Origin of the sequence: Pleurocapsa minor HA4230-MV1, assembly GCA_019359095.1 — a bacterium.
GTDB classification, from domain to species: domain Bacteria; phylum Cyanobacteriota; class Cyanobacteriia; order Cyanobacteriales; family Xenococcaceae; genus Waterburya; species Waterburya minor.
Window position 1 is genome coordinate 103,550 of record JAHHHZ010000036.1, and the last position, 26,215, is coordinate 129,764.

Genomic DNA, 26,215 nt, shown 5'->3' on the forward strand with positions numbered 1-26,215 from the left:
AAATTATTTAGAAATTTAGGAGCAAGGCATGAATATTTTAGCTTGGGTAGTATTAGGACTAATTGCAGGCGCTTTAGCAAAATTAATTTATCCTGGTAATCAAGGTGGCGGTATTATAGCAACTATCGGTTTGGGTATTTTGGGTGCTTTGGTCGGAGGATATGTTGGTCAGGCCTTGCTGGGAGTCGGTACAACTGCATTTAGTATCCCTGGTATTATTACTGCTGTAGTAGGTGCAATGTTGTTAATCTTTATTTGGGGTTTGTTAACTCGTCGTGCCGTATAGTTAAACAATTATTCGTTAACAATCCAACCAGTGCCTAGTGTGGCAAATATTCTTCACAAATAAATACGCAACGTAGAGATGTTATTAGTAATATCTCTATTTTTTTTTGCCGTTATTTTTCGATTATGTAGAATAATGGGCAAATGTGCTTATATTTAAAATTTTCATTCAAGTTTTGCCTTGTTATGGTGGTATTGCCTTTGATCTTGTCAAATGCTAATGCTCTTGCTCAATCAAAATCAAATCTGGGGAATCAACAATTAGCTGAAGTTAAGACAGATAGTTCTAGTAAGCGACCAAGACGAAATTTTAAAACTCCTATATTTTCTGGACAAAAAGTTAAGGATCGAGCGGTTGTTCCTGTGGGTAATCAAGAAAAGATTACTGATATTGTGGTGTATTTTGTCGATGAAACAGGTAAATTAATTTCAGGCAAAACTAAGCCAAAAATTATTACTCAAGAATTTGAGTTGCAGCCAGGAGATATTTATCGTGCAGACTTGGCTAAAGAAGGTTTAGAAGGGGTTTTAGACTTAACTATTGTCGATCGCGCCAGCCTTAGCCTAGAAAAAGTAGTTAATAAACGAGCAGTTATGGCGATCGCGGTTCAGGAAAATAGTAATCTGTCGATTGGTTTTGATCTCACTCTACCCGCACCAACAGCGTTGCAGGGTTCGGTTCGTCCAACTACAGTTCAGGCACTTTCTGATAGTAGCAGTGGTTTTTCGACTGGAGTTCAAGTCGGGTTGCTTAATCTTGGGGGAAGTAATCAGGGTGTTAGTTTAGGGTTGGAAGGTGGTACAGAGGCATTTGGCTTTAATTTAGGCTACCGAAAATTTCTCAGACACGATCGCGGTTTTGGTCTGAACTTATATAATCGTCGGGGAATCGAGGCGGAATACGATGAAGGAAACCCTAATATTAATCTAGATAATGGCAGAGATCCTGTGGTGCATCGTCTCGGTGGTGGAGTAGAGTACTTTTTGCCTCTTAGCCAGGATTGGCAAAGTGCAATGGGAGTATCTTATCAACGAGTATCTGTGAGAGATGGAGCATTTTCGGCTGAGATTGAATCACGGGATGCCTTGGGTAATCGCTTAAGCGTGAGTGATAACGGACAAGACGATTTACTAACCCTTAACTTTGCCACTGTTTTAAATCGAGAAGATAACCCCCGCAATCCAACTCGTGGTTATAAGTTCCAGTTTGGTAGCGATCAATATTTGCCGATTGGAGATGCCAATGTTCTGGCTAATCGTTTGGCTGCCAACTATACTCATTATCTGCCTCTACCTTTATTTGGCTTTACTAAAGGGGCAAAAACTTTAGTCCTCAATCTTCAAGGAGGCACTATTTTGGGAGATGCCCTACCCTACGAATCTTTTATTTTAGGTGGTTCTAGTTTAGTGCGGGGTTACGGCGCTAGCGAGATTAGTACGTCTCGTAGTTTTGTTCAAGGGACGATCGAATACCGTTACCCGATTTTGAGCGTTAATGCTTTTAAAAACCAGATCGATGTTGGGGGAACGTTTTTTGTGGATTATACTACCGACTTAGGTTCAGCAGATGCAGTAATTGGCCAACCTGCTATTGTGCGCGATCGCCCTGGAGATGGTTTCGGTTATGGCTTAGGATTACGTGCCTTGACTCCAATTGGCGCAGTACGGACAGAATTTGCCCTCAACGATGAAGGAGAGACTAAATTTATCTTTGATATTGGCGATCGCTTTTAATATAGCCGTACAAAATTAGATTAGGACATTAATAGTAATTGGCTCGTAAGTAGGAAGTAGGAAGTAGGAAATAGAAAATAGGAAATAGGAAATAGGAAGTAAGTATTTAAACAAAATCAATTGCACATTCTATTTTGCCTTTTCCCCTTTCCCTTTTACCTTTTACCTATTTCAACAGCCGTTGGATAAGTATCATCTATTTTTAACTACTAGAGTGAGCAATCAACGGCACTAACTCTTTATGGCGTTGATTCTGACTGAGGTTGACCAAAGTCAACCTGACTATTATCTTGGTTTAATTTTGTCTCAGTTGTTTTAGAAATATCATCTACCACGTCATCAGGATTTGTCTCAGTTGTTTTAGAAGCATCATCTACCACATCACCAGGATTTTCTGTCTCGGTAGTAATAGGAATATTAATTGAATTTTCAATCGGTTGAGATTCAGATGTAACGGGTTCTGGATTAGTAGGTTGTACTTGAGGAACAGGAACTACTTCTTGAGTTTTTTCTATTGTTCTTTCAATAATAGTAGTCTGCTTCTCAGGTTCCACAGTTTCATTGGAAGTTGAATCATCAAGAACTGTTGTCGGCTCTTCATTTAAAAAAAATAAGCCCGTAATACCTAGAACAGTTAAAATAGCTAAAATTAAACCGATAAATAATCCTATTGAAGTACCTTCTTCTTTAGCAATGATATTTTCAGTTTGTAGATTATTTTCTGTTGCTCTACCTTGATAATATCCATCTCGATAGCTTTTTTCAGATTTAGTGATGGGTCTTGCATTAATACTATCTTCAAATTCGCTTTGATTACGCTCATTTGGAATTGTCATATTTTTTTTGATATCTTTAAATTAATTGAATAAATAAATCTAAATAAAACTAAAACAACGTTTATTTTTTATTCAGTAAATCAAAAATAACATAGCAATAAAAATATTATCTTCTTACTTTAGACTGATAAAAATTTAAAGATTTAGTAAATTTAATTATTTAAATTATCTAGTTAATATAAAGCTAGTTTGATTATTTTTGGAGCTATTTTAAACAAAAAATATATGATTAAATATAATTATTAAGTGGAAGGCTTCCCACATAAAAGCCACCGCCTAAAAGCCGACCTACAAAAAACGCGCCGTACAAAGAGTGACAAAGCGGTCTTAGGGGTTTCCACCCAACTAAGCGGTGCGACACGAAGTTAGTCCTTTAGGGCAAGCCCCATAAGCTATTGTCGCAAGAAGAGTGAATGCTGAACTCGAAGGGCTGATAGCTACCTCTATCGATTAATGTTATTAACCCAAACTGAGATTAATTAGATACTTGTAAACTAGAACCTCGCTCATCTTTATAAACTTCAATCCTGGTTTGAAATGCTTCTTTAAATTGAGGCATATGAGTAACGGTGAGGATACAGGCAAAATCAGCGGCGATCGCATTAATTGCTCCTACCAATCGATTACACCCTTCAGCATCCTGAGTACCAAAGCCTTCATCGACAATTAGCATTTGCAGAGATGTTCCCGATCTGTGGGCTAATAGTTTGGCTAAGGCTAACCGTACCGAGAAGTTAATCCGAAATGCCTCGCCACCAGAATAGGTTTCATAAGGGCGAGTACCACCAGCATCAGCGATGACAATATCTAGGGTATCAATTAGCTTGGTTTTTTTCTGAGATGTTCCTTTTGAGGCTTTTTGGGTGAGAAACTGCACATGAAATTGATTTCCCGTTAATCTAGCCAGGATTTGATTGGTTTCGGCTTCCAACTGGGGCAAAATATTTTCAATCGTTAGTGCCTGAATCCCATTTTTACCGAAGGCTTGAGTTAACGCTTGATAGATGCGATATTGTTTTTCATAGTCTTGGAGTTGTTTGCCTGTATCTTGATACTGAACTTGAAGCTGCTCGATTTGAGTTAAAGACTGTTGTAGCCTGCCACTACGAGAAATTAGTTCGTCTAACTGCTGACGACGCTGCTGAATTTGCTGTTCTAGAGTGTTAATTTCCTGACGATGATCGACAATGGTTTCTTGCTGTGCCAAATGTTCTTGTAGTTGTTCGTAGCTTACTTGTTTACTTGCCAGTCTCGCCTGTAATAGTTGCTCTAATTCTGTTAATTTTGCTTGAATCTGGGGATATTCTTGCTGGGCTTTGTGTAATTCTTGATATTTTAGCTGCCAAGATTGCGCTTGTCTGAGGGAATCTAACAGGTTTTGATGAGTTGTGCGATCGTAGCCTAAATCAGTGATTTGACGATCAAGAGTATTAATTTGCTGTTGAATTGGGGAGTTGATATGGAGCTTTTCTAACTTAGTCTGGAGATCGCTGATTTCCCTTAGAAGTTGGGGTTTTTGCTCGTCTAATTTTGCTTGACGCTTTTTAGCATCTTCCATCTTTGCCTGCTTAATTTCTGCCCAACGCAAGCTATTCACCTCCCCCCTAACTAAAGCATGGGTTTGCTCGTCATAATTAAGGGTGGCTAATTCCTCTGTTAAGCGCTTAATTTCTGCTTGTAACTCTTCAGCATAGTGACCACTTTGTAGCGATCGCTCTAAATTATCTCTTTCTTCTTGAGTCACCCTGAGCTGATCGTAGATGGCTTCTGTAGCTTCTAGTTGGGCTTCTAACTGTCCATACTGTTGCTGTAGCGTATCGTAGCTCGAAATTTCTTGGGATATTTCTTTATGTTCTTGAAGCAGTAACTGTATTTCGCGATCGCAGGTAGATAATTGTTCGCGGATCACCCAAATCTGTTCATGGATGTCTTGCTGTTGTTTTTGCGTCTTATCAACTACCTGATGACGATGATGTTCATCTAATTCACGCTCGCAGAGAGGACAATTCGCCCCTGGGCTATCGAGCATGTGGAGCTTTTGCTGGATTTCATGAATCTGTCGTTCATAGATGCGTTGGTTTTCCTGTAATTTAGACTGAAATGTCCTTCTTTCCGTACCTTTTTCCTTAACGCGATCGCGATAAATCCGCTTTTTTTCGAGTTCGCTAATTTGGGCATCGACGGTTAATAATTGATGACGCTGTTGGGGAACTTTTTCAATATCTGAGGCTAGCTTTTGCACGGCGCTATATAGCTGTTCTAGTTTTGCTGCCAGCTTGGCTTCTTCGCGATTAATCTCGCGTTCTAAATTGTTTTTTTGCTGAATTAAAGGAGAAATATACTGCTGTAGTCGATCTAACTCCGTAAGCTGCTGACGGGCTTTAGTTAGCTTCTCCAGAGCAGATTCGATATCTGCAGATTTGGCTAAAACTTTAGTAATCTCTTGTTCTTGCTGCTCAATACTTTCAATGCGGGTTTGAGTCTGATTGATCTCAAGATTGAGCTGATTTTTCTGCTTTTCTAGCTGTTTTTCGAGCTGCTGTCTCTGTTGTTGCGCTTCTTGATGAAGGTTAAATTTGGCGGATAAATCTTGTTCTGCGGTTTGCCAAGCTAATAGTCGATTATATCCTCGGGTAATTTCGCCTGATTGAGCAATCAAACTATCTAGAGATGCCAGTTGTCTTTTAATCCCTTGAATATCTTTCGTTGCGCGAGCGCAATCTTGAGCTAAATTTTGCTGCTGACTCTGCTGAATGCTCAACTGCTTTGCCCAAGTCTGTCGCTGATATTCTACTCCCTGTAGCTGCTGTAACCAAAGGCGATCGCGATCTTGCTCCTGCTGTAATTTGTCTAACTCTTGCTTTACCTGCTGTAATTCCTTGGCAATCTCTTCTCTTTTAGCCAGTTCGATTTCTAACGGTGCTAAATTCTGCTTTAGCTGTTCCAGCTTGCCCTTATATTCCTTCGCCGTATCCTTCGCCTTCCCCGATAACTGCTCATAGCGATCTAATTTCAATAAATCCGCCAGAATTTGCTTCCTTTCATTAGGGCGACGTAACATAAACTCATCCGCCCTTCCTTGACGCAAATAAGCTGAATTAGTAAAAGTATCGTAGTCCAACCTCAAACAAGCAATAATTTCGTCCTGAGTTGCCCTTAATCCCTTAGCTGTAATCGATCTAAAGTTTCCCGCCTGTGTCTCTATCTGAAATTCCAGCGAACTACTTTTTCCCCTAGTGCGAGATCTGATAATCCGATAAATTTGATTATTGTAGCTAAAGTCAAAATCAACTCGAACATTTTGACCACCACCGTTAATCACATCATCTTCCGTTGCTGCACGGCTTTTACCCCATACTACCCAGGTAATCGCTTCTAATAAAGATGACTTACCTGCACCATTCGCACCGCAGATACAAGCAGTATGCAACCCTTTAAAGTTTAAAGTTGCATCACGATAACTTAGAAAGTTTTTTAAAGTTAACTGCAACGGAATCATATTTTATAACAACTTCCTTGATTTAAATAATGCTTATTAGTATCTTTGCATTAATTTTCAATCTAAGTTTGGATTTTGCAGGATTTCAGGATTTTTTCGCTATTTTTAACAAAAATTTACAAAGTTCGACAATTATAGGTATGATCGAACAAAATTCAGGATCGATACTCAGTGCTATCAGAAATTAATCAAGCCAACGCGTTAGTAGTTGGTGCAAGTCAAGGAATTGGGTTGGGGTTTGTGCGATCGCTTTTACAACAAGGTAATATAGAGCAGATTTTTGCTACCTATCGCAATCGGGATACGGCAAAGGAATTACTAGATTTAGCCAGTCAGTATGGCGATTGCGAAGCTAGCCGAAGGCATCGCCTAAAATGCCTTCAGGTTGATATCACCGTAGAAGCGAACATAGAAGCAGCCGTTAAGCAAATCCAGGCATCAGTAAAGCAATTACACTTAGCCATCTATTGCGTAGGCGTACTTCACGACCAAAATTTGACTCCTGAAAAAAGTCTTAAACAAATTAAAGCCGAAAATTTAATCTATTCTTTTCAGGTTAATAGTATTGGTGCAGTATTACTCGCCAAACACTTAATGCCTCTATTTAACAAAACTGAACGCAGCATCTTTGCCAGTATTTCCGCCAAAGTGGGTAGTATCAGCGATAACCGTTTAGGAGGCTGGTATGGCTATCGCGCTTCTAAAGCAGCTTTAAATATGTTTTTGAAAACTACGGCGATCGAATACAGTCGTCGATGTCCCAAAACTATTGTGGTTGCACTACACCCAGGTACTACTGATACTCAGCTTTCTCAACCCTTCCAAAAAAACGTGCCGACAGATAAACTATTTCCTGTCGAACATACGGTAGATCTTTTATCTCAAGTCATCTCAAACTTATCACTTCAAGACAGTGGTGAATTCTTCTCTTGGGATGGTACTAAATTGCCTTGGTAGGTAATCAGATTAAATCCTGTTGGTATACAACCTTTAAAAGTTGAGCAGAGGTAATGAGTAATGGGTAATGGGTAATGGGTAATGGGTAATGGGTAATGGGTAATGGGTAATGGAGTTTCAGCGGAATTAAACTGCTTACTACAAAGTTATTTTTGAGAATCGGATTTAGTATCATCTAGTTTACTGATACTAATTCTCTATAACAATGCACTAAATTAAATTTAACTCCTTTGCCCCAACAGCGCGATTATTCAAGGCGAAATGAATTCGCCGAATCTCACGCTCAAACTAAGCGGGATAAACGTCTTTGCGTCTTTGCGTCTTGGCGCGAGATTTAAACTTAGAATATTAAGTGCAGCCTCAAGGAGAAATGGTATGAGATCGATTTTAAATCAAACTTGCCAAGATGTTGATTGCTAAAGCTAGGATGACTGTATTAAAGAAAAAGGTCAAAACTTCATGGATTAAAACTAGCCGTCTTAACAAGCGTGAGTTTATGGGGACATCGGAAACTTGGCAAGTCATACCAATTCCTAATGAGAAGTAAAGAAAATCCCAATAATCAGGCTGTTTTTCGGTGGGAAAATCTAAAGCATCTGGCAGACGAGAGGGAGTGCTTTTTGGTTGATAATACAAGTGTGCATAGTGCAAAGCAAACATAGTATGAATCAATAGCCAAGAAGCAACAATCGTCACCAAGGTTAAGATTATATGTAATCTGAGGATCGGCGCAGAAATAGCTTTATTTCCTGAAAGCATAAAGCCAATAGCCAGAAGACTAGCGCAAGCTGCTGCAACCACCACAATTAAAATTGTCCAACGGCTCTCATCTTGACGCTGAGAATAACGCTGCATTTTTTTAGTTGTAGCTTTAATCATCATTAGCCAAACCAAGGTTAAAAAAATAATCACCCCTACGTCCCAAGCAACAATAATCCGAGTCGCTAGATGCATCCATTGAGGAAGTAGCAAATAAATTAATACTGCAACTAAAATAGCAATGACAAGACGTGGTTTGGCGTCTAAATGTTTTAGCAATTGTAGATCGACATGATAAATAGCAAACTATATTAAATAATAAGCGATTGAAAAAAAATCACCGCTCATCTAAGCAGATTAAGTTAAAGCGATCGCTTTGCCCATCGATCTGGTTAAATCTTGATTAATCCAGACTCTTAAAGATAAATTCCTATTATTCTGATAAGTTCATATAATAGGACTTAATGTAACTTAACCTGTTGATCAGCAGTCGCTAGCAATGAACAGCATCTTTTTAGACCGTCTTAATAGCCCTAACCGTCCTGTATTAGTTTTAGATGGTGCGATGGGAACAAACCTTCAAGTTCAAAATCTCACCGCCGAGGATTTTGGTGGAGAGAAATACGAAGGATGTAACGAATATTTAGTCCATACCAAACCTGAAGCAGTCGCCACAGTTCACCGTGGCTTCCTAGAAGCTGGTGCAGATATTATTGAAACTGATACTTTTGGTGGGACATCGATTGTCTTAGCTGAATATGATTTGGGCGACCAAGCCTACTATCTGAATAAAACTGCTGCGGAATTAGCCAAAAAGTTAGCAATCGAGTATTCTACTCCTGAAAAACCCCGATTTGTCGCGGGTTCGATGGGCCCTGGAACTAAATTACCGACCTTGGGACATATTGACTATGATACATTGCTGGTTAATTACAAAGAACAGGCAGAAGGATTATATGACGGTGGAGTAGATTTATTTTTAGTTGAAACCTGTATGGATGTGTTGCAGATTAAAGCAGCACTCAACGGGATTGAAGAAGTATTTAAGGAAAAAGGCGATCGCCGTCCATTGATGGTGTCCGTGACCATGGAACAAATGGGGACAATGCTTTCTGGTTCAACCATGGAATCAGCTTTGGCAATTTTAGAACCATTTCCTATTGATATTTTAGGTCTGAACTGCGCTACAGGGCCAGACCTAATGAAAGAGCATATTAAACATTTGTCGGAACATTCTCCCTTTGTAGTGTCCTGTGTGCCTAATGCTGGTTTACCAGAGAATATTGGCGGACAAGCTCACTATAAATTAACGCCGTTGGAACTGCGTATGGCGTTGATGCACTTCGTGGAAGATTTGGGAGTCCAAATTATTGGCGGCTGTTGTGGCACTCGTTACGACCACATTAAGTCTCTGGCGGAGATGTCAGGGGATTTAACCCCCAAAGAACGGCATCCCCATTACGAACCTTCTGCTGCCTCGATCTATAGCACTCAACCCTATATTCAAGATAATTCCTTCTTGATCGTGGGGGAAAGATTAAATGCCAGTGGTTCTAAAAAATGTCGAGAATTACTCAACGAGGAAGATTGGGATAGTTTAGTCGCTTTAGCTAAGTCTCAGGTCAAAGAAGGCGCTCATATTCTTGATGTCAACGTAGACTATGTGGGACGAGATGGCGAAAAAGACATGAAGGAACTAGCTTCTCGTCTGGTTAATAACGTCACCCTACCTCTGATGCTAGACTCCACAGAATGGACGAAAATGGAAGCAGGGTTAAAGGTTGCTGGTGGTAAATGCATCCTCAACTCCACTAATTATGAAGATGGAGAAGAAAGATTTTATCAAGTATTAGAGCTAGCTAAAAGATATGGCGCTGGCATCGTTATTGGTACTATTGACGAAGATGGGATGGGACGCACTGCGGAGCAAAAATTTGCGATCGCCAAACGTGCTTATAATGCAGCAGTAGAATATGGTATCCGCCCCGAAGAAATATTTTTCGACCCTCTGGCTTTACCGGTATCCACTGGGATTGAAGAAGATCGCGAAAACGGCAAAGCAACGGTAGAAGCTACTAAAAGAATTAGGGCAGAGTTACCAGGCTGTCACGTATTGTTAGGGGTTTCTAATGTTTCCTTTGGTCTAAATCTAGCATCCAGGCAAGTATTAAATTCAGTCTTCCTGCACGAATGTATGCAGGTGGGATTGGATTCGGCAATTGTCAATGCCAGCAAGATTCTACCCCTGTCTAAAATTGATCCTCAGCATCAAAAAATTTGCCATGACTTGATCTATGACAAACGAGAGTTTGACGGCGATATTTGTACCTACGATCCGTTAGGAGAATTAACCACCCTCTTTGCTGGTCAGAAAGTCAAAAAATCTGAAGCAGTAGATAAAAATCTGCCCATTGAGGAACGTCTTAAACAGCACATTATCGATGGTGAACGTATTGGTCTAGACGAAGCTTTAGATGAAGCTTTACAGCAGTATCCACCCTTGGATATTGTTAATACCTTCTTGTTAGATGGCATGAAGGTTGTCGGTGAACTATTTGGTTCGGGACAAATGCAGCTTCCTTTCGTACTGCAATCAGCGCAAACCATGAAGGCTGCTGTAGCACACCTTGAGCCTCACATGGATAAAGAGGAAGCTGACGATAATGGCAAAGGTAAATTTATTATTGCCACAGTTAAGGGTGACGTTCACGATATTGGCAAAAACTTAGTCGATATTATCCTGTCCAACAATGGTTATAAAGTAATCAACCTAGGCATCAAACAGCCAGTAGAAAGTATCATCAAAGCTTACGAAGAACATCAACCAGACTGTATCGCTATGAGCGGTTTACTGGTTAAATCCACCGCCTTTATGAAAGACAACTTGGAAACTTTTAATGAAAAAGGTATTACCATTCCCGTGATTTTAGGTGGTGCAGCCTTAACGCCTAAGTTTGTTAATCAAGATTGCCAGAATACTTATAAAGGCAAGGTTATCTATGGTAAGGATGCATTTGCCGATCTTCATTTCATGGATAAATTGATGCCAGCGAAGGCAGAAAACAATTGGGATGATCTTAAGGGATTTTTAAATGAAGCCGACGATGGTACGGGCGATTCGCGTACGGAAAATGGAAATGAAATTCCGTTCGAGGGAGAGAACCAAGACAAAATCTTTGTGGATGAAGTCAGCAAAAAGCAAGAACCTGCGGTAATTGACACCAGACGTTCTGACGAGGTTAGCTTGGATATCGATCGCCCGACACCTCCTTTCTGGGGTAGCAAGATCCTCGAACCAGCAGATATTCCTCTAGCGGAAGTGTTCCCCTATCTAGACTTACAGGCTTTATTTGTCGGGCAATGGCAATTCCGCAAACCAAAAGATCAATCACGACAAGAATATGATGAATTTCTCGCCAGAAAAGTTAATCCTATCTTAGAGGAATGGCAACAAAGAATTATTGCCGATAATCTTTTGCATCCTACAGTGATATATGGTTACTTCCCTTGTAACGCCGAAGGAAATACCTTATATATATACGATCCCGTAGAGGCTATTCGGGAAACGCCCCTCCCAGAACCCATAACGTCATTTGAATTTCCCCGTCAGAGTTCGGGCAAACGTCTTTGCATCGCCGATTTCTTTGCCAGTAGAGAATCTGGTCAAGTTGATGTCTTTCCCATGCAGGCGGTGACAGTGGGGGAAATTGCCACAGAATACGCACAAAAACTCTTTCAGGCTGATAATTACACTGAATATCTGTACTTCCACGGTATGGCGGTTCAGATGGCAGAAGCACTAGCCGAATGGACTCACGCTAGAATTAGGCACGAGTTAGGCTTTGCCGCCGAAGAATCTAGCAGCATCCGCGATATCCTACAGCAGCGCTATCGAGGTTCCCGCTATAGTTTTGGTTATCCTGCTTGTCCTAACATTGCGGATCAGTTTAAGCAGCTAGATTTACTCGATACTAAGCGAATTAAAATGTACATGGATGAAAGTGAACAACTCTATCCTGAACAGTCCACTACGGCGATTATTACCTATCACCCCGCAGCGAGATACTTTAGTACCTAATGACAGACTTAATCTATCTTAATTACAATTGTCTTCAAAGAGGTTTTGACGATCTTACACAAACTAGAATTAAGATAGAAGCGATCGCCTGTCAAGAGATTTTTACTCAAGCCGAGAGGGATAAAGTAACTTTAATCTGGTCTTTTATGCACCAAGATGAAACCTTGCTTTGTCCTTTTCCTTAAAGAAAATATAAGGATACCGCTACGCGTCCTAAAGGACTTGTCTCGCATAGTTTCCGTCGCGTTTTGGGTAGGAAGATTCCCACCCAAAAGCCGACGGGGAGATACCGCTCCGCATATCGCGTCACGCGAAGCTAGTCCTTTAGGGCATATCCTTTAGCGCGCGAAACTTAAACCAATTCCAATTCAGGTAAAGCCTTGTGAATTGTACCCAACCAGTCAATCAAATCATTTAATTGTTTTTGGGGCTTCGCGATACCTAAACCCCGCACAATAACTTTCTTGGGCGCATAGACAAAACGCGATCGCAAGTGCTTCGGCAAATTCTCGGCGATTAGATTCCAAGCTGGTTCAGCCATCGGGGTTTCTAAGACAATATTTTGTTGTCCTTCGGGTTTAATACGCGAGAAGCCGATCGCTTTAGCAATTTGTTTTAATTCCATTACCTGAATTAATTGCTGGGTTGGGGAAGGGAGAGAACCATAACGATCTTCCCATTCGGCGGCAATTTGCACGAGTTCTTTTTTGGAGGTAGCAGTAGCGATCGCACGGTAGGCATCCATTTTTTGCTCTGGATCGCTGATATAGTTGGCAGGGATGAAGGATGTAAGTTTAAGATCGATTTGGGTATCTTCTACCTTGGGTATTTCTTGTCCCTGGATTTCTTGGATCGACTCTTGCAGCATTTCCATATAGAGATCGAAGCCAATTTGCGTCATTTGCCCTGATTGTTCTGCACCGAGAAGACTACCTACTCCACGTATTTCCATATCCCGCGTTGCCAATTGATAGCCAGAACCAAGTTGGCTAAATTCTTGTAAGGCGCGGAGTCTTTTGCGGGCGGTTTCTGATAATGTTTGTTTACTGGGGTATAGTAGCCAAGCGTGGGCTTGAGTACCCGATCGCCCAACTCTACCTCTTAATTGATACAGTTGAGATAAGCCAAATTTTTGGGAATCTTCGACAATAATGGTATTGACGCGAGGGATATCCAAACCCGATTCGATGATGGTGGTGCAAAGCAGTAAATCAGATTCGCCGTTGTTAAAAGTAAGCATGGTAGACTCTAATTCCGATTCTGGCATCTGTCCATGAGCGATCGCAATTTTAATTCCAGGAATCATGGTTCTCAGTTGGGCGCTAATCTCTTCAATCCCTTCGACACGAGGAACTACATAGAAAATCTGTCCACCGCGATCGAGTTCATTACGGATGGCGTTACGGATCACTTCTGGGTTATAGGGGGAAAGATGAGTTTTAATTGGACGACGGGATGGGGGAGGAGTGGTAATCAGGCTCATTTCCCGAATTCCTGACAGGGACATATACAGAGTACGCGGAATCGGTGTAGCAGAAAGGGTTAACACATCTACTTGGGATTTAAAATCCTTGATTTTTTCTTTCTGGTTGACTCCAAAACGCTGTTCTTCATCCACCACCAGCATTCCTAAATCTTTGAACTTAACATCCTTATTTAATAATTGCTGTGTCCCCACCACCACGTCTAATTCACCTGTGGCTAATCGCTGCACGATCTCCTTTTTCTCCGCTGCACTGCGGAAACGGTTTAATAAGCCAACGTTGATCGGATAGGGTGCAAATCGCTCTTTTAGGGTGTGATAGTGCTGCTGCGTCAGAATTGTTGTTGGTGCGAGAAACGCCACCTGCTTGTTACCACTGGTAATCACTTTAAAAATTGCCCGAATTGCCACCTCGGTTTTACCAAAGCCAACATCACCACATACTAATCGATCCATCGGGCGATCGCTTTCTAGGTCAATTTTAATTTCTTGAGTAGCTTTGAGCTGATCGGGAGTGGGTTGATAGGGGAAAGAATCTTCTAATTCTTGTTGCCAAGGGTTATCAGGAGGATAGGCATAACCTTCTAGTTTTGAGCGTTTAGCATAGAGTTTTAATAAATCTACCGCCAACTTCTTAATATTTTTCTTGACTCTGCTCTTAGTGTTTGACCAAGACACATTAGCCATTTTATTTAATTCTGGAGGACGCTTTCCTGTCTGCCGAAATCGCGTCAGCATATCTAAAGAATCGGCAGGTATTCTTAACGTTCCGTCGGCATATTTAACAACTAGATATTCACGGTTAACTAAAGTTTCTAATTCCAGAAATTTCCCTAAGCCATGATGTTTATGTACCACATAATCACCAGGACGTAATTTATCAAGATCGACTTTTTTAGAAGTAGCTCGACGGCGCTTACGAATATAGCCAGAAGTAGCTAAAGTTTGTTGTCCAAAGAATTCTTTATCCGTAACAATAACGATGCGATAAGTAGGTAAAATAAACCCTTCTAATTCCGCTAAACCAGAATATTTAACCGCTACCGCCGTACTTTGAATATGCGCCTTGTCAATTGCCCGAAAATCTTGGGGATTAGGGACAAACTGCACGGGACAATCGTGTTCTTGTAATAAAGAAGCCGAACGACTAGGCTGTGCCGAAACCAACCATGTCTGATACTTCTCTAAAGTCATTCCACTATATATTTCTCGCTTCCCTCTTAAGATTGCTGCTAACTTGGCAAACTGTTGAGGAGTTGTCGGAATCGGACGCGCCTGCAAATTATGTACCGCAACTCGATCGGGATTTGCTATCTCTAAACGAGGTTTTGCTTCCGCTATTTCTGATAAATAAATACAGTTAAAGTTATTAGTTTTAGCTAAACAATTAGAAAATTCACTATGAATCTTCGGCAGACTTTGATTTACATCTTGCCACTGAGATTGAGCTAATTCCAGCCAGCGATCGCTATGTGCTTGACACTGTTCTAATTCATCAATTGCAATAAAAGTACGCTCGGGTAAATAATCTAAAAGTGTTGCAGGCCGATCGAAGGCAATTCCTAAAAATCTTTTCATCCCTTCAGGGGGATTACCAGCCAGTAAAGCTTCTAATTCTTCGTTGTCTAAATAACTTTCGATACTCTTATCTTGCTCTAAAATACTCTGAGCAATAACATTACTAAAGCTGGTGGGAGTTAATAACAACTGCTCTACGCGATCGAGCGATCGCTGATTGGCAGGATCGAATTCCTTTAACTGTTCTAATTCATCGCCAAACCAATCTAGCCTAACGGGTAATTCTGCCGAAACAGGGAAAATATCGACAATATCCCCGCGTCTACTCCACTGTCCTTCGTTTTCTACCAAGTTTACTCGTTCATATCCCAATTTAGCCAAAAATTCATCTAGCTGCTGAGAAGTTAATTCCATCCCTGGCTGTAGAGTTAGACAATAAGACTGAAATACCTCTGGTGGTGGTAAATGGGGCTGAAGCGATCGCTCTGTAGCAACAATAGCTGTAGGGGCGATTCGCGAATCGCCCCTACAAAAAGCCCCTGATAAAACTTGCATCTGCCCCCAGGTAATTTCTGATTCAGGATCAAAATGGCTGTAGGGAGTGGCTTCAGAAGTAGGATAGAAATTTACTGTATCCCAACCCATTGCCTCTAATTGAGCAGCCCAACGCCCCGCCTCTTCTAAGGTAGAACACACCACCAACAAGTTCTTCTTTTCAGCTTGTGCCAAACTAGAACAAACGATCCCTTTGGCTAAGCGAGGAATACCGTTCAGCAACAAAGATTGCCCTCGATCTAGTTTACTTAGTAGTTCTTTGGTTAAAGGCGATTTTTCGATCCTCCGTACTACTGATGCAAAAGCCATATTTAACAGGATGATAAATTAAAGAATGAAAAGTTAGAAATTTTACTCTCTTTAAAAAGAGTAGCGAAAAACGAGGCTTGTTAGTGCAGGTATATTAGAAATGAGGTGCTGCGATCTCAAAGCTAGGCGCGACGCGAAGGACGCGAAGCTTATCCGAAGGTGTACCCTTTAGGGAATCCTTTAGGGAAGCTTAATCGCTTTTTGTATTAAAACAGTCTTATCTAATGGTGCTAAACTGTCTTTAGTATCATGACTACCGTGTTAAAATGATACTCAATTTTAAAGATCGAGGAACAAAAGATATTTTCAATGGAGACAAGACAAAATCTGCGCGTCAAACCTGTCCGCAATCTCTATGGAAAGTTGCCAGAAGAAAATTAGACCAGTTAGATTTTGCAGCAAATTTAAACGATTTGCGTTCTCCACTCAAAAATAAATTAGAAGCTTTAAAAAGCGATAGAAAAGGACAGTATAGTATTCGTATTAACGACCAATATAGAATTTGCTTTGTTTGGTCAGATAGTGATGTAGAAGATGTAGAGATTGTTGATTATCATTGACAGGAAATAGTTATGGTTAATATTCCTACAAATAGATCGCCAACTAGTCCAGGGGAAATGTTAAGAGAAGAATTCCTCGAACCAATGGGATTGACTCAACATCAGTTAGCTGATGGTATAGGAGTCAGCTACCAAAGAATTAACGAACTTATTAACGGTAAAAGAGGTATTACTACCAGTACAGCATTAAGATTAGCTAAATACTTCAATACAACTCCCGATTTTTGGCTGAATTTGCAAAGAGCAAATGATATTTATCGAGTTTTAAAAAAAGAAGCAGAACAGATAAACAAAATTCAACCAGTCAGTTCGACATAGAAGTAATTTTGGCGATCGCACTTGAGGTACACTTTCTTATAATTATTGGCGATGCGATCGCTTTTTCAATTGATAAATTTTAAATTAGATTATTTTGCGATCGGGACTAAATCAATTTTCACCTTTCGATTTAAAGCATTAGCAATACGTCCCAACATTGAAAGTGAATGTCCTTCATAATTTGCATCTTCTAAACGAGAAATAACTGACTGAGTAGTATCAATCATTTTTGCCAGTTCTTTTTGACTCAATCCCGCTTCAATACGAGCATCATAGATTAACTGTGCTACATAAGCATTGATTGTTTCTTGTTCGCATAACTCTCTTAATTCGGCATCATTACCAATTAAATTATCAATAATTTTAATTCCATCACTTGTTTTAGTCATTATCTGTTATCGCTCCTTTATAAGTATGTTTTTCTGGGTTTTGCTCAAACTTCTTTTTTCTTTTAATTGCTAATTCAATATCTTTTTTCGGAACTGCTGATGTCTTTTTAATAATTGAATGATTGAGTACAGCAATATGTTTACCATTAAAAAAATAGAGTATTCTGTACTGAGTATTTATATCTTTCGCTCTTAATTCATAGATACCATCCCGTAAGTAATCTGCTGCTGGTCTGCGTAATTCATAGCCAGTACTATTCAACTGGCGAATTCTAGCAACACATTTAGCAAAACCTTTGCGGTTTTTCTTTTTCAACTCCTCTAACCAGTCGATCACAGGAGCATCTCCTTCTTTTTCTTGAAAAAATAGTATTGAAGTTATCGGCACTGATTCAGATACATATTACTTTTTATAGCAATATTGCGATAATTTATTTCTATATTATCACGAGTGAAAAATATAAATCTGCATAGCGATCGCACGTACTATTGATGCAAAAGCCATAGTTTATAAGGGTGCGGAATAAATGAGGAAGGATGAAATAATTTTACCCTCTTAAAAAGATAGCGAAAAACGAGGCTGATTAGTGCAGGTATATTAGAAATAGAATTTATACTGGCTTTATGCAAGCTAATCTTTGAAAATAACAAAAATGTCTGATATCAACTATGAACTAGAATTGAGACAAGAGATCTCCAACTTATACAAAGTTTTTGAACTTTATCATTTAAATTCTCACATAGCAGGATGTCCCTGTTGCGTTACAAAAGACGATCAAAAATTAATCAAAAGTAAAATATTAAATCAATTAACTGTTGAAGATTTGAATAATTATGCTTTTCATGCAATTTCCACCTGGGGAACAATCGAAGATTTTAAACATTTTTTACCACGGTTATTGGAATTAACAGCTTTTGAACCTAAATTTTTCTGGCCAGATACAGTCATTAGAAAGCTTTCTTTTGCAGAGTTCGATGATTGGACAGAATCAGAACAAAAAGTCATCAATCAATATCTACTTGCATTGTGGAATTATATTTTATCTCAACCACCTCATTTAAATTTTAGTGCATCTGATTTTATAAACTCTTTATTAAGCATCAAAGATGAATTAAATCTATTTTTAGTAATATGGCAAAAACACCCTTCACTTTATTCTTTATTGCATTTATCAGAATTTATTAGATATCGAATTGATTTTAATAAAGTACCAATAAAAATCGATTATTTTTCTCAAAAAGACACAAAAGAATTTTTAGAATGGCTATCGAAAGATGAAATAATTAAAAAACTAGAACAATATTTTTTTGATAATTTAGATGAACCTTGGGCAGAACAGTTGGCTACTACTATAGATATTTTGAACTGTGTTTTCAATAAATAACTTTTTTAGCGATCGCTATTTAATTTGGAAAAGTGCGCTTGCCAATAATCAATTTATTATTCTCGTTCCAAAATTCGATCCACTTTATTTTCTATGGTCATCAATCTGCGTAAAATATAAGTTTAAGTAAGCTTTTCAACTAATTGTTTTTTGAAGCTTCCTTTTTTTAGTTTATATGTAAGTAGCGTAATCAGCGATCGCCCTTAATATTGATGCAAAAGCCATCTTTAACAGGATGATAAATTAAAGACTGAAAAGAAAAAACAGTATGGATCGGTGTAGATAGATTTAAGTAGGTAGGCAAAATAATTGCTCAAACCCCTACCCTTAGAACTATTTGTTACTCGTCCTAAAGGACTTGTCTACCGAACTAAGCGGCACAAGTCGCATAGTTTCCGTCGCGTTTTGGGTAGGAAGATTCCCACCCAAAAGCCGACGGGGAGATACCGCTCCGCATATTACTCGTTACTCGTTACTTGTTACTCCCTAACCTCATTTCCAATTTAATTACACCCACCTACTTAATTAAGTCTTAAGTCGAGATAATATTTTGATGAGAGAAAATTTAGGATACATAGGACACAATTTAGTCCTGTATGCTTTTAGTGAAGACCATCTATGAATGAAGATTCTCCAAATCAGCCAGATTTAGCTAACCACAAGGATCGAGATTCAGTTGATTTAGAACAGATTGAAAGTTTAATTGAGATTTTAATTGATGAAAAGACATCTCCTCCTAATTTTGATTCAGAATCGTTATCTGAACCAGATTTTAACTTATCAAGATCGGCTCAACTAGCTATTGAAGATCCGCCACAAGACTTCAATTTAATTAAATCAGACTCGGTAACCCAAGAAGATATTGCAATCGAGAAGCAAAAATCTGAGGCTGCAATAAAATCACCAGACATGACTACAATCGAAGAAGTGGAGAAGATCGCCACAGAAAAGGCTACTCCTGAAGATTTAGCCGATGTGGTTAATAGTTTAATTCCCTTGATCGTAGGATTACTGGAGTTTAAGCTGGATAATTCGCGCTCAGGCATAATTCAAACCATTAGACCAGTATTAGACCGTTTAATTGAAGAGCGAACTCAGGAAGATTCGCCTAAAATGGCTGCGGCGATCGCTAGAATTCTTCCCGCAGCAATTGAAGATGAGATCAGACTCAATCCTCTCGCCATTGCCAGGGCGATCGCGCCAGAAATTGCCCTAGCGATCAGGGAACAGATACTGCTAGATAAGGATGCTATTCCTGAGACTTTAGGGCCAGAAATGGGCAAGGCAATCAAGGCTCAGATTGAATCGTCAAAGGATGCTATGGTTGATGCTCTTTATCCTGTCATCGGTACTACTATTGCTAAATACATGGTGGAAGTAGTCCAAGATATCAACAGTAAGATTGAGAAAACCCTAACTCCTGAAGGAATTAAACGTAAATTTCGCGCCAAACTACAGAGAGTTTCCGAGGCAGAACTAATTTTTCAAGAGTCGGTAGGATACCGTGTTCGAGCAATATTTTTAATCGCTAAAGACTCTGGACTAGTAATTCAAAAAATACAGATTCCAGGCGAAAAACAGCTTGATGCTGAAATGCTGGCGGGTATGTTGACGGCGATCCGCAGCTTTGCTAATGACTGTATTACTTCAGGTTCGGAACTAGATTTGATTGACTATGGTGATTGGCAAATTTTGATTGAAGTTGCGGGATATTGCTATTTAGCGGTGATCGTTGCGGGAGAACCGCCTAGAGAATTTAGTACCAAAACGCGACGAATTTTAGGGGAAATAATCATCGAACATGATAAAACAATTCAGAATTTTAACGGTAATTTGGCAGATGTTCCCGTCGCTATTAAAACTAAACTAGAACAGTTAACCGAAACCAATAGCGATCGACCGCAAAAATCGTCTTCGCCAATCTTACTTTGGTTGCTAATTTTTGTTTTGGGTTTAATTTTTATTCCTTGGGGTATAAATAGCTATCGTGCCAGAATTGCCCGTCGCCTTGAGCAATTTACAGCAGTTCAACTAGATGCTGCACCAGAACTATCGGTATATCGTTTAGAGCCGACGGTAAAGCAGGGTAAATTGATTGTGCGGGGGAGAGTACCCGATGACTATCTACGCGATCGCGCCCAAACTATCCTGCAAGAAATTGCTAACCAAAATAAGCTGGAACTCGATAATCAAATCGTGGCGGTTCAAGTTCCTGTTTATCCCAGTTTAATAGCAGGTGAAATCCAAAGATTGACAAATTTATTTAATCAACAGCCAAAAGTAGCGATTAAGGCTTTATATCAGCCAAAGACTCTAACTATCAACGGATTTGTGCTGGATGAATCTACTCGCCAAACCATCGGTCAAGCATTTAAGCAGATACCAGGAATTGAACAGGTGGTGTTTGATATAGATCGGCAGTTACCCATCGTCAAACAGCGAATTTATTTCAATTCAGGTTCGAGTAAACTAGATGTGGCTGACAATTTTGCCAAAATTAATGCTGTTACAGAACTTCTACAACAATATCCACAACTACATTTACAGTTAATTGCCTCGAATGACGCGATCGGTTCTTCGGTAATTAACCAAAAGCTCAGACAAAAGCGTTGTCAAAGTGTTAAAACTGCTTTAGTAGCTAGAGGAATTCAATCTAGTAGACTAGTGAATAACTGCAATTCTTTACTTCAGGCTAACTATAACCAGCGTAATCAAGCAGAGTGGTTTAGGCGATATGTTAGCTTTGAACCATTAATTCCCCCGAACTCGCAATAAACATACTGTATTCATGTCCACCATTACCCAAAAAATTTGTTTGCTAGGAGATTTTAATGTTGGTAAAACTAGTTTAGTACGTCGTTTTATCGAAGATAAATTTAGCGATCGCTATCTTTCAACAGTAGGAGTTAAGGTATCTCGTAAATCCCTCAACGTTACAACTGAGACGCAAAGACACCAGCTCAATCTCCTGATTTGGGATCTCGAAGGAAATACTAAATTCAAATCTATTACACCCAACTATCTTAAAGGGGCTAGCGGTTCAATCATTGTTGCCGATCTGAGTCGATCTGATACCTTAGATAACCTCACTCAGCACTTGCAACTATTTTTTGAAGTTAATCCCCAAGGACAAGTCGCAGTAGCTTTAAATAAAGCCGATTTAATTCTCCCAGAAAAGCTAGCCAAGTTAGTGGAAAATTGCCAGTTGCCCGATTTTCCTAGAGTTTTGGGGATTTATACAACTTCTGCCAAGACAGGCGATCGCATTGAGCAGATGTTCCAAGAACTAGCTACTGTACTTGTTCCCCCTGAGAAACCATAGAAATTCCCCTTCCTCGATCGGTAAACTCGGCTACAGTTTGAATCGATAGCTCATGAGTCGTCATTGCTCGTAGAATATCTAGGGGGAGAGTAAGATGATGCGCTCCTGCTTGTAGGGTTGCGGCTGCTTCCTGGGGGGATTTAATGCTGGCTGCTAAAATTTCTGTTGGGCTGTTTTTCAATACCTGAGCCATAGACTGTACTAGTTCCAGACCATTTCCTAATAATCTAGTGGCGCGATTAACATAGGCGATCGCATATTTTGCCCCTGCTTCTGAGGCGATCGCTGCTTGGGCGGGACTATAGATCGCCGTCACCGAACAGGCAATTTTGGTAGCTAAATGGGCCGTTACGCGAAAACCCAACTCAGTAGCGGGAATTTTCAAGACCAAGCGATCGCCGACGATCTCAGCAGCTCGATATCCTTCTTGGATCATACTGGCAAAATCGCCAGCGCAGAGTTGGTAGTATAGTTCCCCAGGACAGATGGCTGAAAGTTGTTCCAGGCAATCTTCGGGAAGCAGAGTACTTTTCTTTAACAAAGTGGGGTTAGTGGTAATTCCCTTCACCCAGCCCATCGCCACTGCTGTTTGGGCTTCTTCTAAAATAGCCGAATCTAAATAAATCATAATTTTTGCTTGATGTAGATTATTTCGTCCTAAAGAACAAAGTTAGTCTTTTAGGGGTCTTGACTCCTAACTCTCAGCCTCTATATTTATTAAAGTAAACTAGAGAGAATTAGAAAGCTTATGTATGGTGTTAAGCTGCCAAAGCGAATTAAAACCACGTAATATATATATTTTGGGGAACGATTCTAGGAGACTATTATAGATATGGGCAAAGTAGTCGGCATCGATTTGGGAACAACTAACTCCGTAGTGGCGGTAATGGAGGGGGGAAAACCTACGGTAATTGCCAATTCAGAAGGAATGCGAACTACCCCCTCTGTAGTTGGCTTTAATAAAGATGGAGAATTAGTTGTAGGGCAGCTAGCCAGACGACAGAGTGTCTTGAATCCAGAAAATACTTTCTATGGCGTTAAACGATTTGTTGGTCGTCAATATGCTGAACTACAGCCAGAATCGAAGCGAGTTCCCTACACCATCAAGCGGGATGAGTTGGGTAACATCAAAATTCGCTGTCCTAAGCTGAAAAAAGAGTTTGCCCCTGAAGAAGTCTCAGCCATGATTTTACGCAAGCTAGCCGAAGAAGCTGAGCGTTATTTGGGCGAAACAATCACTGGTGCAGTAATTACCGTACCTGCCTACTTTAATGATTCTCAACGTCAGGCGACTAGGGATGCGGGGCGAATTGCTGGATTAGATGTACTGCGGATTATCAACGAACCTACCGCAGCAGCGTTAGCCTATGGACTCGACCAGCGCCGTCCTCAAACGATCATGGTATTTGATTTAGGTGGTGGGACATTTGATGTCTCAATTCTCGATATTGGCGATGGCGTATTTGAAGTCAGATCCACCAGTGGCGATACTCAACTAGGGGGGAATGATTTTGACCGTCGGATTGTGGACTGGTTGGCCGAAGAATTTCTCAAACAAGAAGGAGTTGACTTAAGAAAAAGCGATCGCCAAGCACTGCAAAGACTAACCGAAGCAGCGGAAAAAGCCAAAATTGAGCTATCTAAGCTCTCGGTTACGGAAATCAATTTACCCTTTATCACCGCCACCGAAGATGGGCCCAAACATATTGAAATTAAGCTCAATCGCGCTAAATTTGAAGAACTGTGTGGCGATCTAGTCAGTCGTCTGCGTCGTCCCCTCAAGCGGGCTATTGCTGATGCAGGTTTGAGTCCGATGGATATTGATGAGGTGGTGCTGGTGGGTGGCTCAACTCGGATGCCGATGGTACAGGATCTTGTCCGTAGTTATATTGACCTCGAACCCAATCAAAACGTCAATCCCGATGAAGTCGTGGCAATTGGCGCAGCGATTCAGTCAGGCATTATGACCAACGAGGTCAAAGATATTTTACTGTTGGATGTGACTCCCCTATCTTTAGGACTGGAAACTATCGGTGGGGTGATGAAAAAACTGCTACCGCGTAATACGACTATTCCCGTGCGTCGTTCAGATGTCTTCTCTACAGGAGAAAATAACCAAACCGTCGTGGAAATTCATGCTCTTCAGGGTGAACGGGAAATGGCAAATGGCAATAAATCTTTGGGTCGGTTTAAACTGACGGGTATTCCGCCTGCACCAAGAGGTGTTCCCCAGATTCAGGTATCTTTTGACATTGATGCTAACGGGATCTTGCAGGTAACCGCCAGAGATAAAACCACTGGGAGAGAACAGGGGATTACTGTTTCGGGTGCTTCAACCTTGAGTGATGCTGAAATTAATCGCATGATTAGTGAAGCGGATAAATTTGCCGAAGAAGATCGCGCCAGAAGAGAGCGAATTGAAAAACGCAATCGGGCTAAAGCTTTAACCGATCAAGCCCAACGCAAGCTCAAAGAAGTCACCCTCGATTTTGGGAGTCAGTTTGCCAGCTATTATCGCAGTCGCATCGATGTTCTGTGTGAAGAAATTCTTAAAAGCCTAGAACAGGATGATGAAAGAAGTTTAGATCGGGCTGAAGGAGATTTACAGGATACTTTGTATGAGCTGAATCGTGAAATTCGACTGCAATATGACGATGAGGAAGATGATAACTTCTTCGGGGCAATTAAGAAGACCTTCTTGGGAGATGACGACGATAAGTACATGGACGACTATTCCTACAATCCACGCCAAACTGACTATTATGGCGATTATGGGGCTAGTCAAGGCAATGGCTATGGTTATCCTCCTAGCCGTGATGTAGGTCGTCCTGCTGCGGGATACGGCAATGATAGCTATGGAGATGGCTACAATGATAATCTGAATGATGGTTATGATGATTACGGTAGTCAATCCCGTCGCCCTGCTGGAGGATATGACGATCGCAGTAATAGAGGCTACGACAGCCCACCTCGTCGGGGTTATAGCGCCGATCCTTATGACCCTTATAGTAGTAGTCCTAGCAATCGCGATCCTTCTCCACCCCGAAGAGAGACACCTCCATCCCGTCGCGCTGATTATCCCAAGGGTAATCGCCGTGACAACTATCCTCCTCAAGACCCGTACAATAGTCGTAATCCTGCGCGCAACGATCCTTATAGCAACGACTGGGATGATGAGGACGATGAGTGGTTCTAATGGTTTTACAATTTGCTAACCAATAACCCATAATCAACAATCAACCAATAACTGAGATATGCAGGCAGTGGGTAATTATTATGAAATGTTGGGCGTGACCAAAAACGCCTCAAGTGCTGAAATTAAGAAAGCTTATCGTACCTTAGCCATTAAATATCATCCAGACCGCAATCTGGGTAATAAAGTAGCTGAAGAGAAGTTTAAGGACATTAATGAAGCCTACGAAGTCTTGTCTGACCAAACTAGGCGTGTCCAGTACGACCAGTCTATCAATCGTAAAAACTTTATCAATAAAACTGGCTTGGGTAATTTTGGGCGTAACAACACTGCGGAAAGGGCCAATACAGAGAACCGTTCCCGCAGTCGAGTAGAAAATGAAGACTATCGCCCAGGTACAACTAAAAGAACCAGGGTGGTTAATTCCCGTCCTGTACGCCGTGATATTGAAGCAAAACTGACCTTGGGGTTAGATGAAGCCTATCGGGGAGGCAAAAGAAAAATTCGTTTAGAAGATGGCAGATCCCTAGAGGTTGATATGCCCGCCAAAATGATCGATGGGCAACGGATTCGCCTGAAGGGACAAGGTATTGAATCAGGCGATCTGTACCTCAAAATTACGGTAGCGCGCCATCCTTTTTTTGAAATTCAGGGAGAAAATATCTATTGCCAAGTTCCTGTCACACCTACGGAAGCAATCTTAGGCAGTGCCATTGAAGTCCCGACAATTGATGGTTTAGTTAAGGTGAGCGTGCCGAATGGAGTACGCTCAGGTCAAAGGTTGCGGTTGGCTAATAAAGGCTATTTTGACAAGTCAGGAAATAGAGGCGATCAGCTAGTAGAAATTCAGATTTTTACCCCTAAAGAAATTAGTGAGCAAGAAAAAGAACTATATGAAAAGTTAAGAGCATTAGAAGAGTTTAATCCTCGTAAAAATATTCTTAAAAGTCTCTAGCGATCGCGCATTTTTAGAGTTACAATTCATGGAAAATGTTTCAAAAGCTAATAGCTAATAGCTAAAAACCGATTGACCCT

At 40.5% G+C, this 26,215-nt stretch carries 19 protein-coding genes; 12 read left to right on the top strand and 7 right to left on the bottom strand.

Going from position 1 to position 26,215, the window contains the following annotated elements; all coding sequences use genetic code 11:
- Positions 1-28: 28 nt before the first annotated feature.
- Together KME09_24420 and KME09_24425 are read left to right on the top strand one after the other, a co-directional pair.
- Entirely contained in the window at positions 29-286 is a 258-nt protein-coding gene (locus KME09_24420; protein ID MBW4537083.1) for a GlsB/YeaQ/YmgE family stress response membrane protein, read from the top strand.
- 185 nt (positions 287-471) lie between these two features.
- Positions 472-2,019 (top strand): BamA/TamA family outer membrane protein, encoded by a 1,548-nt coding sequence (locus KME09_24425; GenBank protein ID MBW4537084.1) that lies wholly within the window; start codon positions 472-474, stop codon positions 2,017-2,019.
- 239 nt (positions 2,020-2,258) lie between these two features.
- On the opposite strand, the gene KME09_24430 is transcribed toward KME09_24425, so the two are convergent.
- Together KME09_24430 and sbcC are read right to left on the bottom strand one after the other, a co-directional pair.
- Positions 2,259-2,855 (bottom strand): hypothetical protein, encoded by a 597-nt coding sequence (locus KME09_24430; protein MBW4537085.1) that lies wholly within the window; start codon positions 2,853-2,855, stop codon positions 2,259-2,261.
- Positions 2,856-3,330: 475 nt separating this feature from the next.
- On the bottom strand, positions 3,331-6,354 hold the full coding sequence (gene sbcC, locus KME09_24435) for an exonuclease subunit SbcC (GenBank protein ID MBW4537086.1): 3,024 nt from the start codon (positions 6,352-6,354) through the stop codon (positions 3,331-3,333).
- Positions 6,355-6,525: 171 nt separating this feature from the next.
- Between sbcC and KME09_24440 the strand changes: the two genes are divergently transcribed.
- Positions 6,526-7,311: an SDR family NAD(P)-dependent oxidoreductase gene (locus KME09_24440; protein MBW4537087.1), complete on the top strand. Its 786-nt coding sequence runs from the start codon at positions 6,526-6,528 to the stop codon at positions 7,309-7,311.
- A 387-nt stretch (positions 7,312-7,698) separates the two neighbouring features.
- Here KME09_24440 and KME09_24445 read toward each other — a convergent pair whose 3' ends face one another.
- Positions 7,699-8,349: a DUF1345 domain-containing protein gene (locus KME09_24445; protein MBW4537088.1), complete on the bottom strand. Its 651-nt coding sequence runs from the start codon at positions 8,347-8,349 to the stop codon at positions 7,699-7,701.
- A gap of 220 nt (positions 8,350-8,569) precedes the next feature.
- On the opposite strand from KME09_24445, the gene metH reads away from it, so the two are divergent.
- Positions 8,570-12,148, top strand: a complete 3,579-nt coding sequence (metH, locus tag KME09_24450) for a methionine synthase (protein MBW4537089.1) — start codon at positions 8,570-8,572, stop codon at positions 12,146-12,148.
- Positions 12,148-12,333, top strand: a complete 186-nt coding sequence (locus tag KME09_24455; protein ID MBW4537090.1) for a hypothetical protein — start codon at positions 12,148-12,150, stop codon at positions 12,331-12,333. Before metH ends, KME09_24455 begins: the two co-directional genes overlap by 1 nt.
- 167 nt (positions 12,334-12,500) lie before the next feature.
- Here KME09_24455 and mfd read toward each other — a convergent pair whose 3' ends face one another.
- Positions 12,501-16,013: a transcription-repair coupling factor gene (gene mfd, locus KME09_24460; protein MBW4537091.1), complete on the bottom strand. Its 3,513-nt coding sequence runs from the start codon at positions 16,011-16,013 to the stop codon at positions 12,501-12,503.
- A gap of 266 nt (positions 16,014-16,279) precedes the next feature.
- On the opposite strand from mfd, the gene KME09_24465 reads away from it, so the two are divergent.
- Positions 16,280-16,573 (top strand): type II toxin-antitoxin system RelE/ParE family toxin, encoded by a 294-nt coding sequence (locus KME09_24465; protein MBW4537092.1) that lies wholly within the window; start codon positions 16,280-16,282, stop codon positions 16,571-16,573.
- Positions 16,574-16,585: 12 nt separating this feature from the next.
- Positions 16,586-16,891: a HigA family addiction module antidote protein gene (locus KME09_24470; protein ID MBW4537093.1), complete on the top strand. Its 306-nt coding sequence runs from the start codon at positions 16,586-16,588 to the stop codon at positions 16,889-16,891.
- 89 nt (positions 16,892-16,980) lie between these two features.
- Here the strand turns inward: KME09_24470 and KME09_24475 are convergent, their stop codons facing one another.
- On the bottom strand, positions 16,981-17,280 hold the full coding sequence (locus tag KME09_24475; GenBank protein ID MBW4537094.1) for a helix-turn-helix transcriptional regulator: 300 nt from the start codon (positions 17,278-17,280) through the stop codon (positions 16,981-16,983).
- Complete coding sequence (locus KME09_24480) at positions 17,273-17,668, bottom strand: type II toxin-antitoxin system RelE/ParE family toxin (protein MBW4537095.1); 396 nt, start codon at positions 17,666-17,668, stop codon at positions 17,273-17,275. The genes KME09_24475 and KME09_24480 overlap by 8 nt, the downstream gene beginning before the upstream one ends.
- Before the next feature lie 265 nt (positions 17,669-17,933).
- Between KME09_24480 and KME09_24485 the strand changes: the two genes are divergently transcribed.
- From KME09_24485 to KME09_24495, 3 genes are all read left to right on the top strand, one after another.
- Complete coding sequence (locus KME09_24485) at positions 17,934-18,665, top strand: hypothetical protein (GenBank protein ID MBW4537096.1); 732 nt, start codon at positions 17,934-17,936, stop codon at positions 18,663-18,665.
- Positions 18,666-19,283: 618 nt separating this feature from the next.
- Positions 19,284-21,440 (top strand): OmpA family protein, encoded by a 2,157-nt coding sequence (locus KME09_24490; protein MBW4537097.1) that lies wholly within the window; start codon positions 19,284-19,286, stop codon positions 21,438-21,440.
- Positions 21,441-21,453: 13 nt separating this feature from the next.
- Positions 21,454-21,987, top strand: a complete 534-nt coding sequence (locus tag KME09_24495; protein MBW4537098.1) for a GTP-binding protein — start codon at positions 21,454-21,456, stop codon at positions 21,985-21,987.
- Here the strand turns inward: KME09_24495 and KME09_24500 are convergent.
- Positions 21,956-22,615: a transaldolase gene (locus tag KME09_24500; protein MBW4537099.1), complete on the bottom strand. Its 660-nt coding sequence runs from the start codon at positions 22,613-22,615 to the stop codon at positions 21,956-21,958. The genes KME09_24495 and KME09_24500 overlap by 32 nt on opposite strands.
- A 204-nt stretch (positions 22,616-22,819) precedes the next feature.
- Here KME09_24500 and dnaK point away from each other — a divergent pair, with 204 nt between their 5' ends.
- A complete protein-coding gene (gene dnaK / locus KME09_24505) occupies positions 22,820-25,183 on the top strand; it encodes a molecular chaperone DnaK (protein MBW4537100.1) in 2,364 nt (787 codons plus the stop codon).
- Positions 25,184-25,241: 58 nt separating this feature from the next.
- Complete coding sequence (locus KME09_24510; GenBank protein ID MBW4537101.1) at positions 25,242-26,135, top strand: J domain-containing protein; 894 nt, start codon at positions 25,242-25,244, stop codon at positions 26,133-26,135.
- Positions 26,136-26,215: the final 80 nt, after the last annotated feature.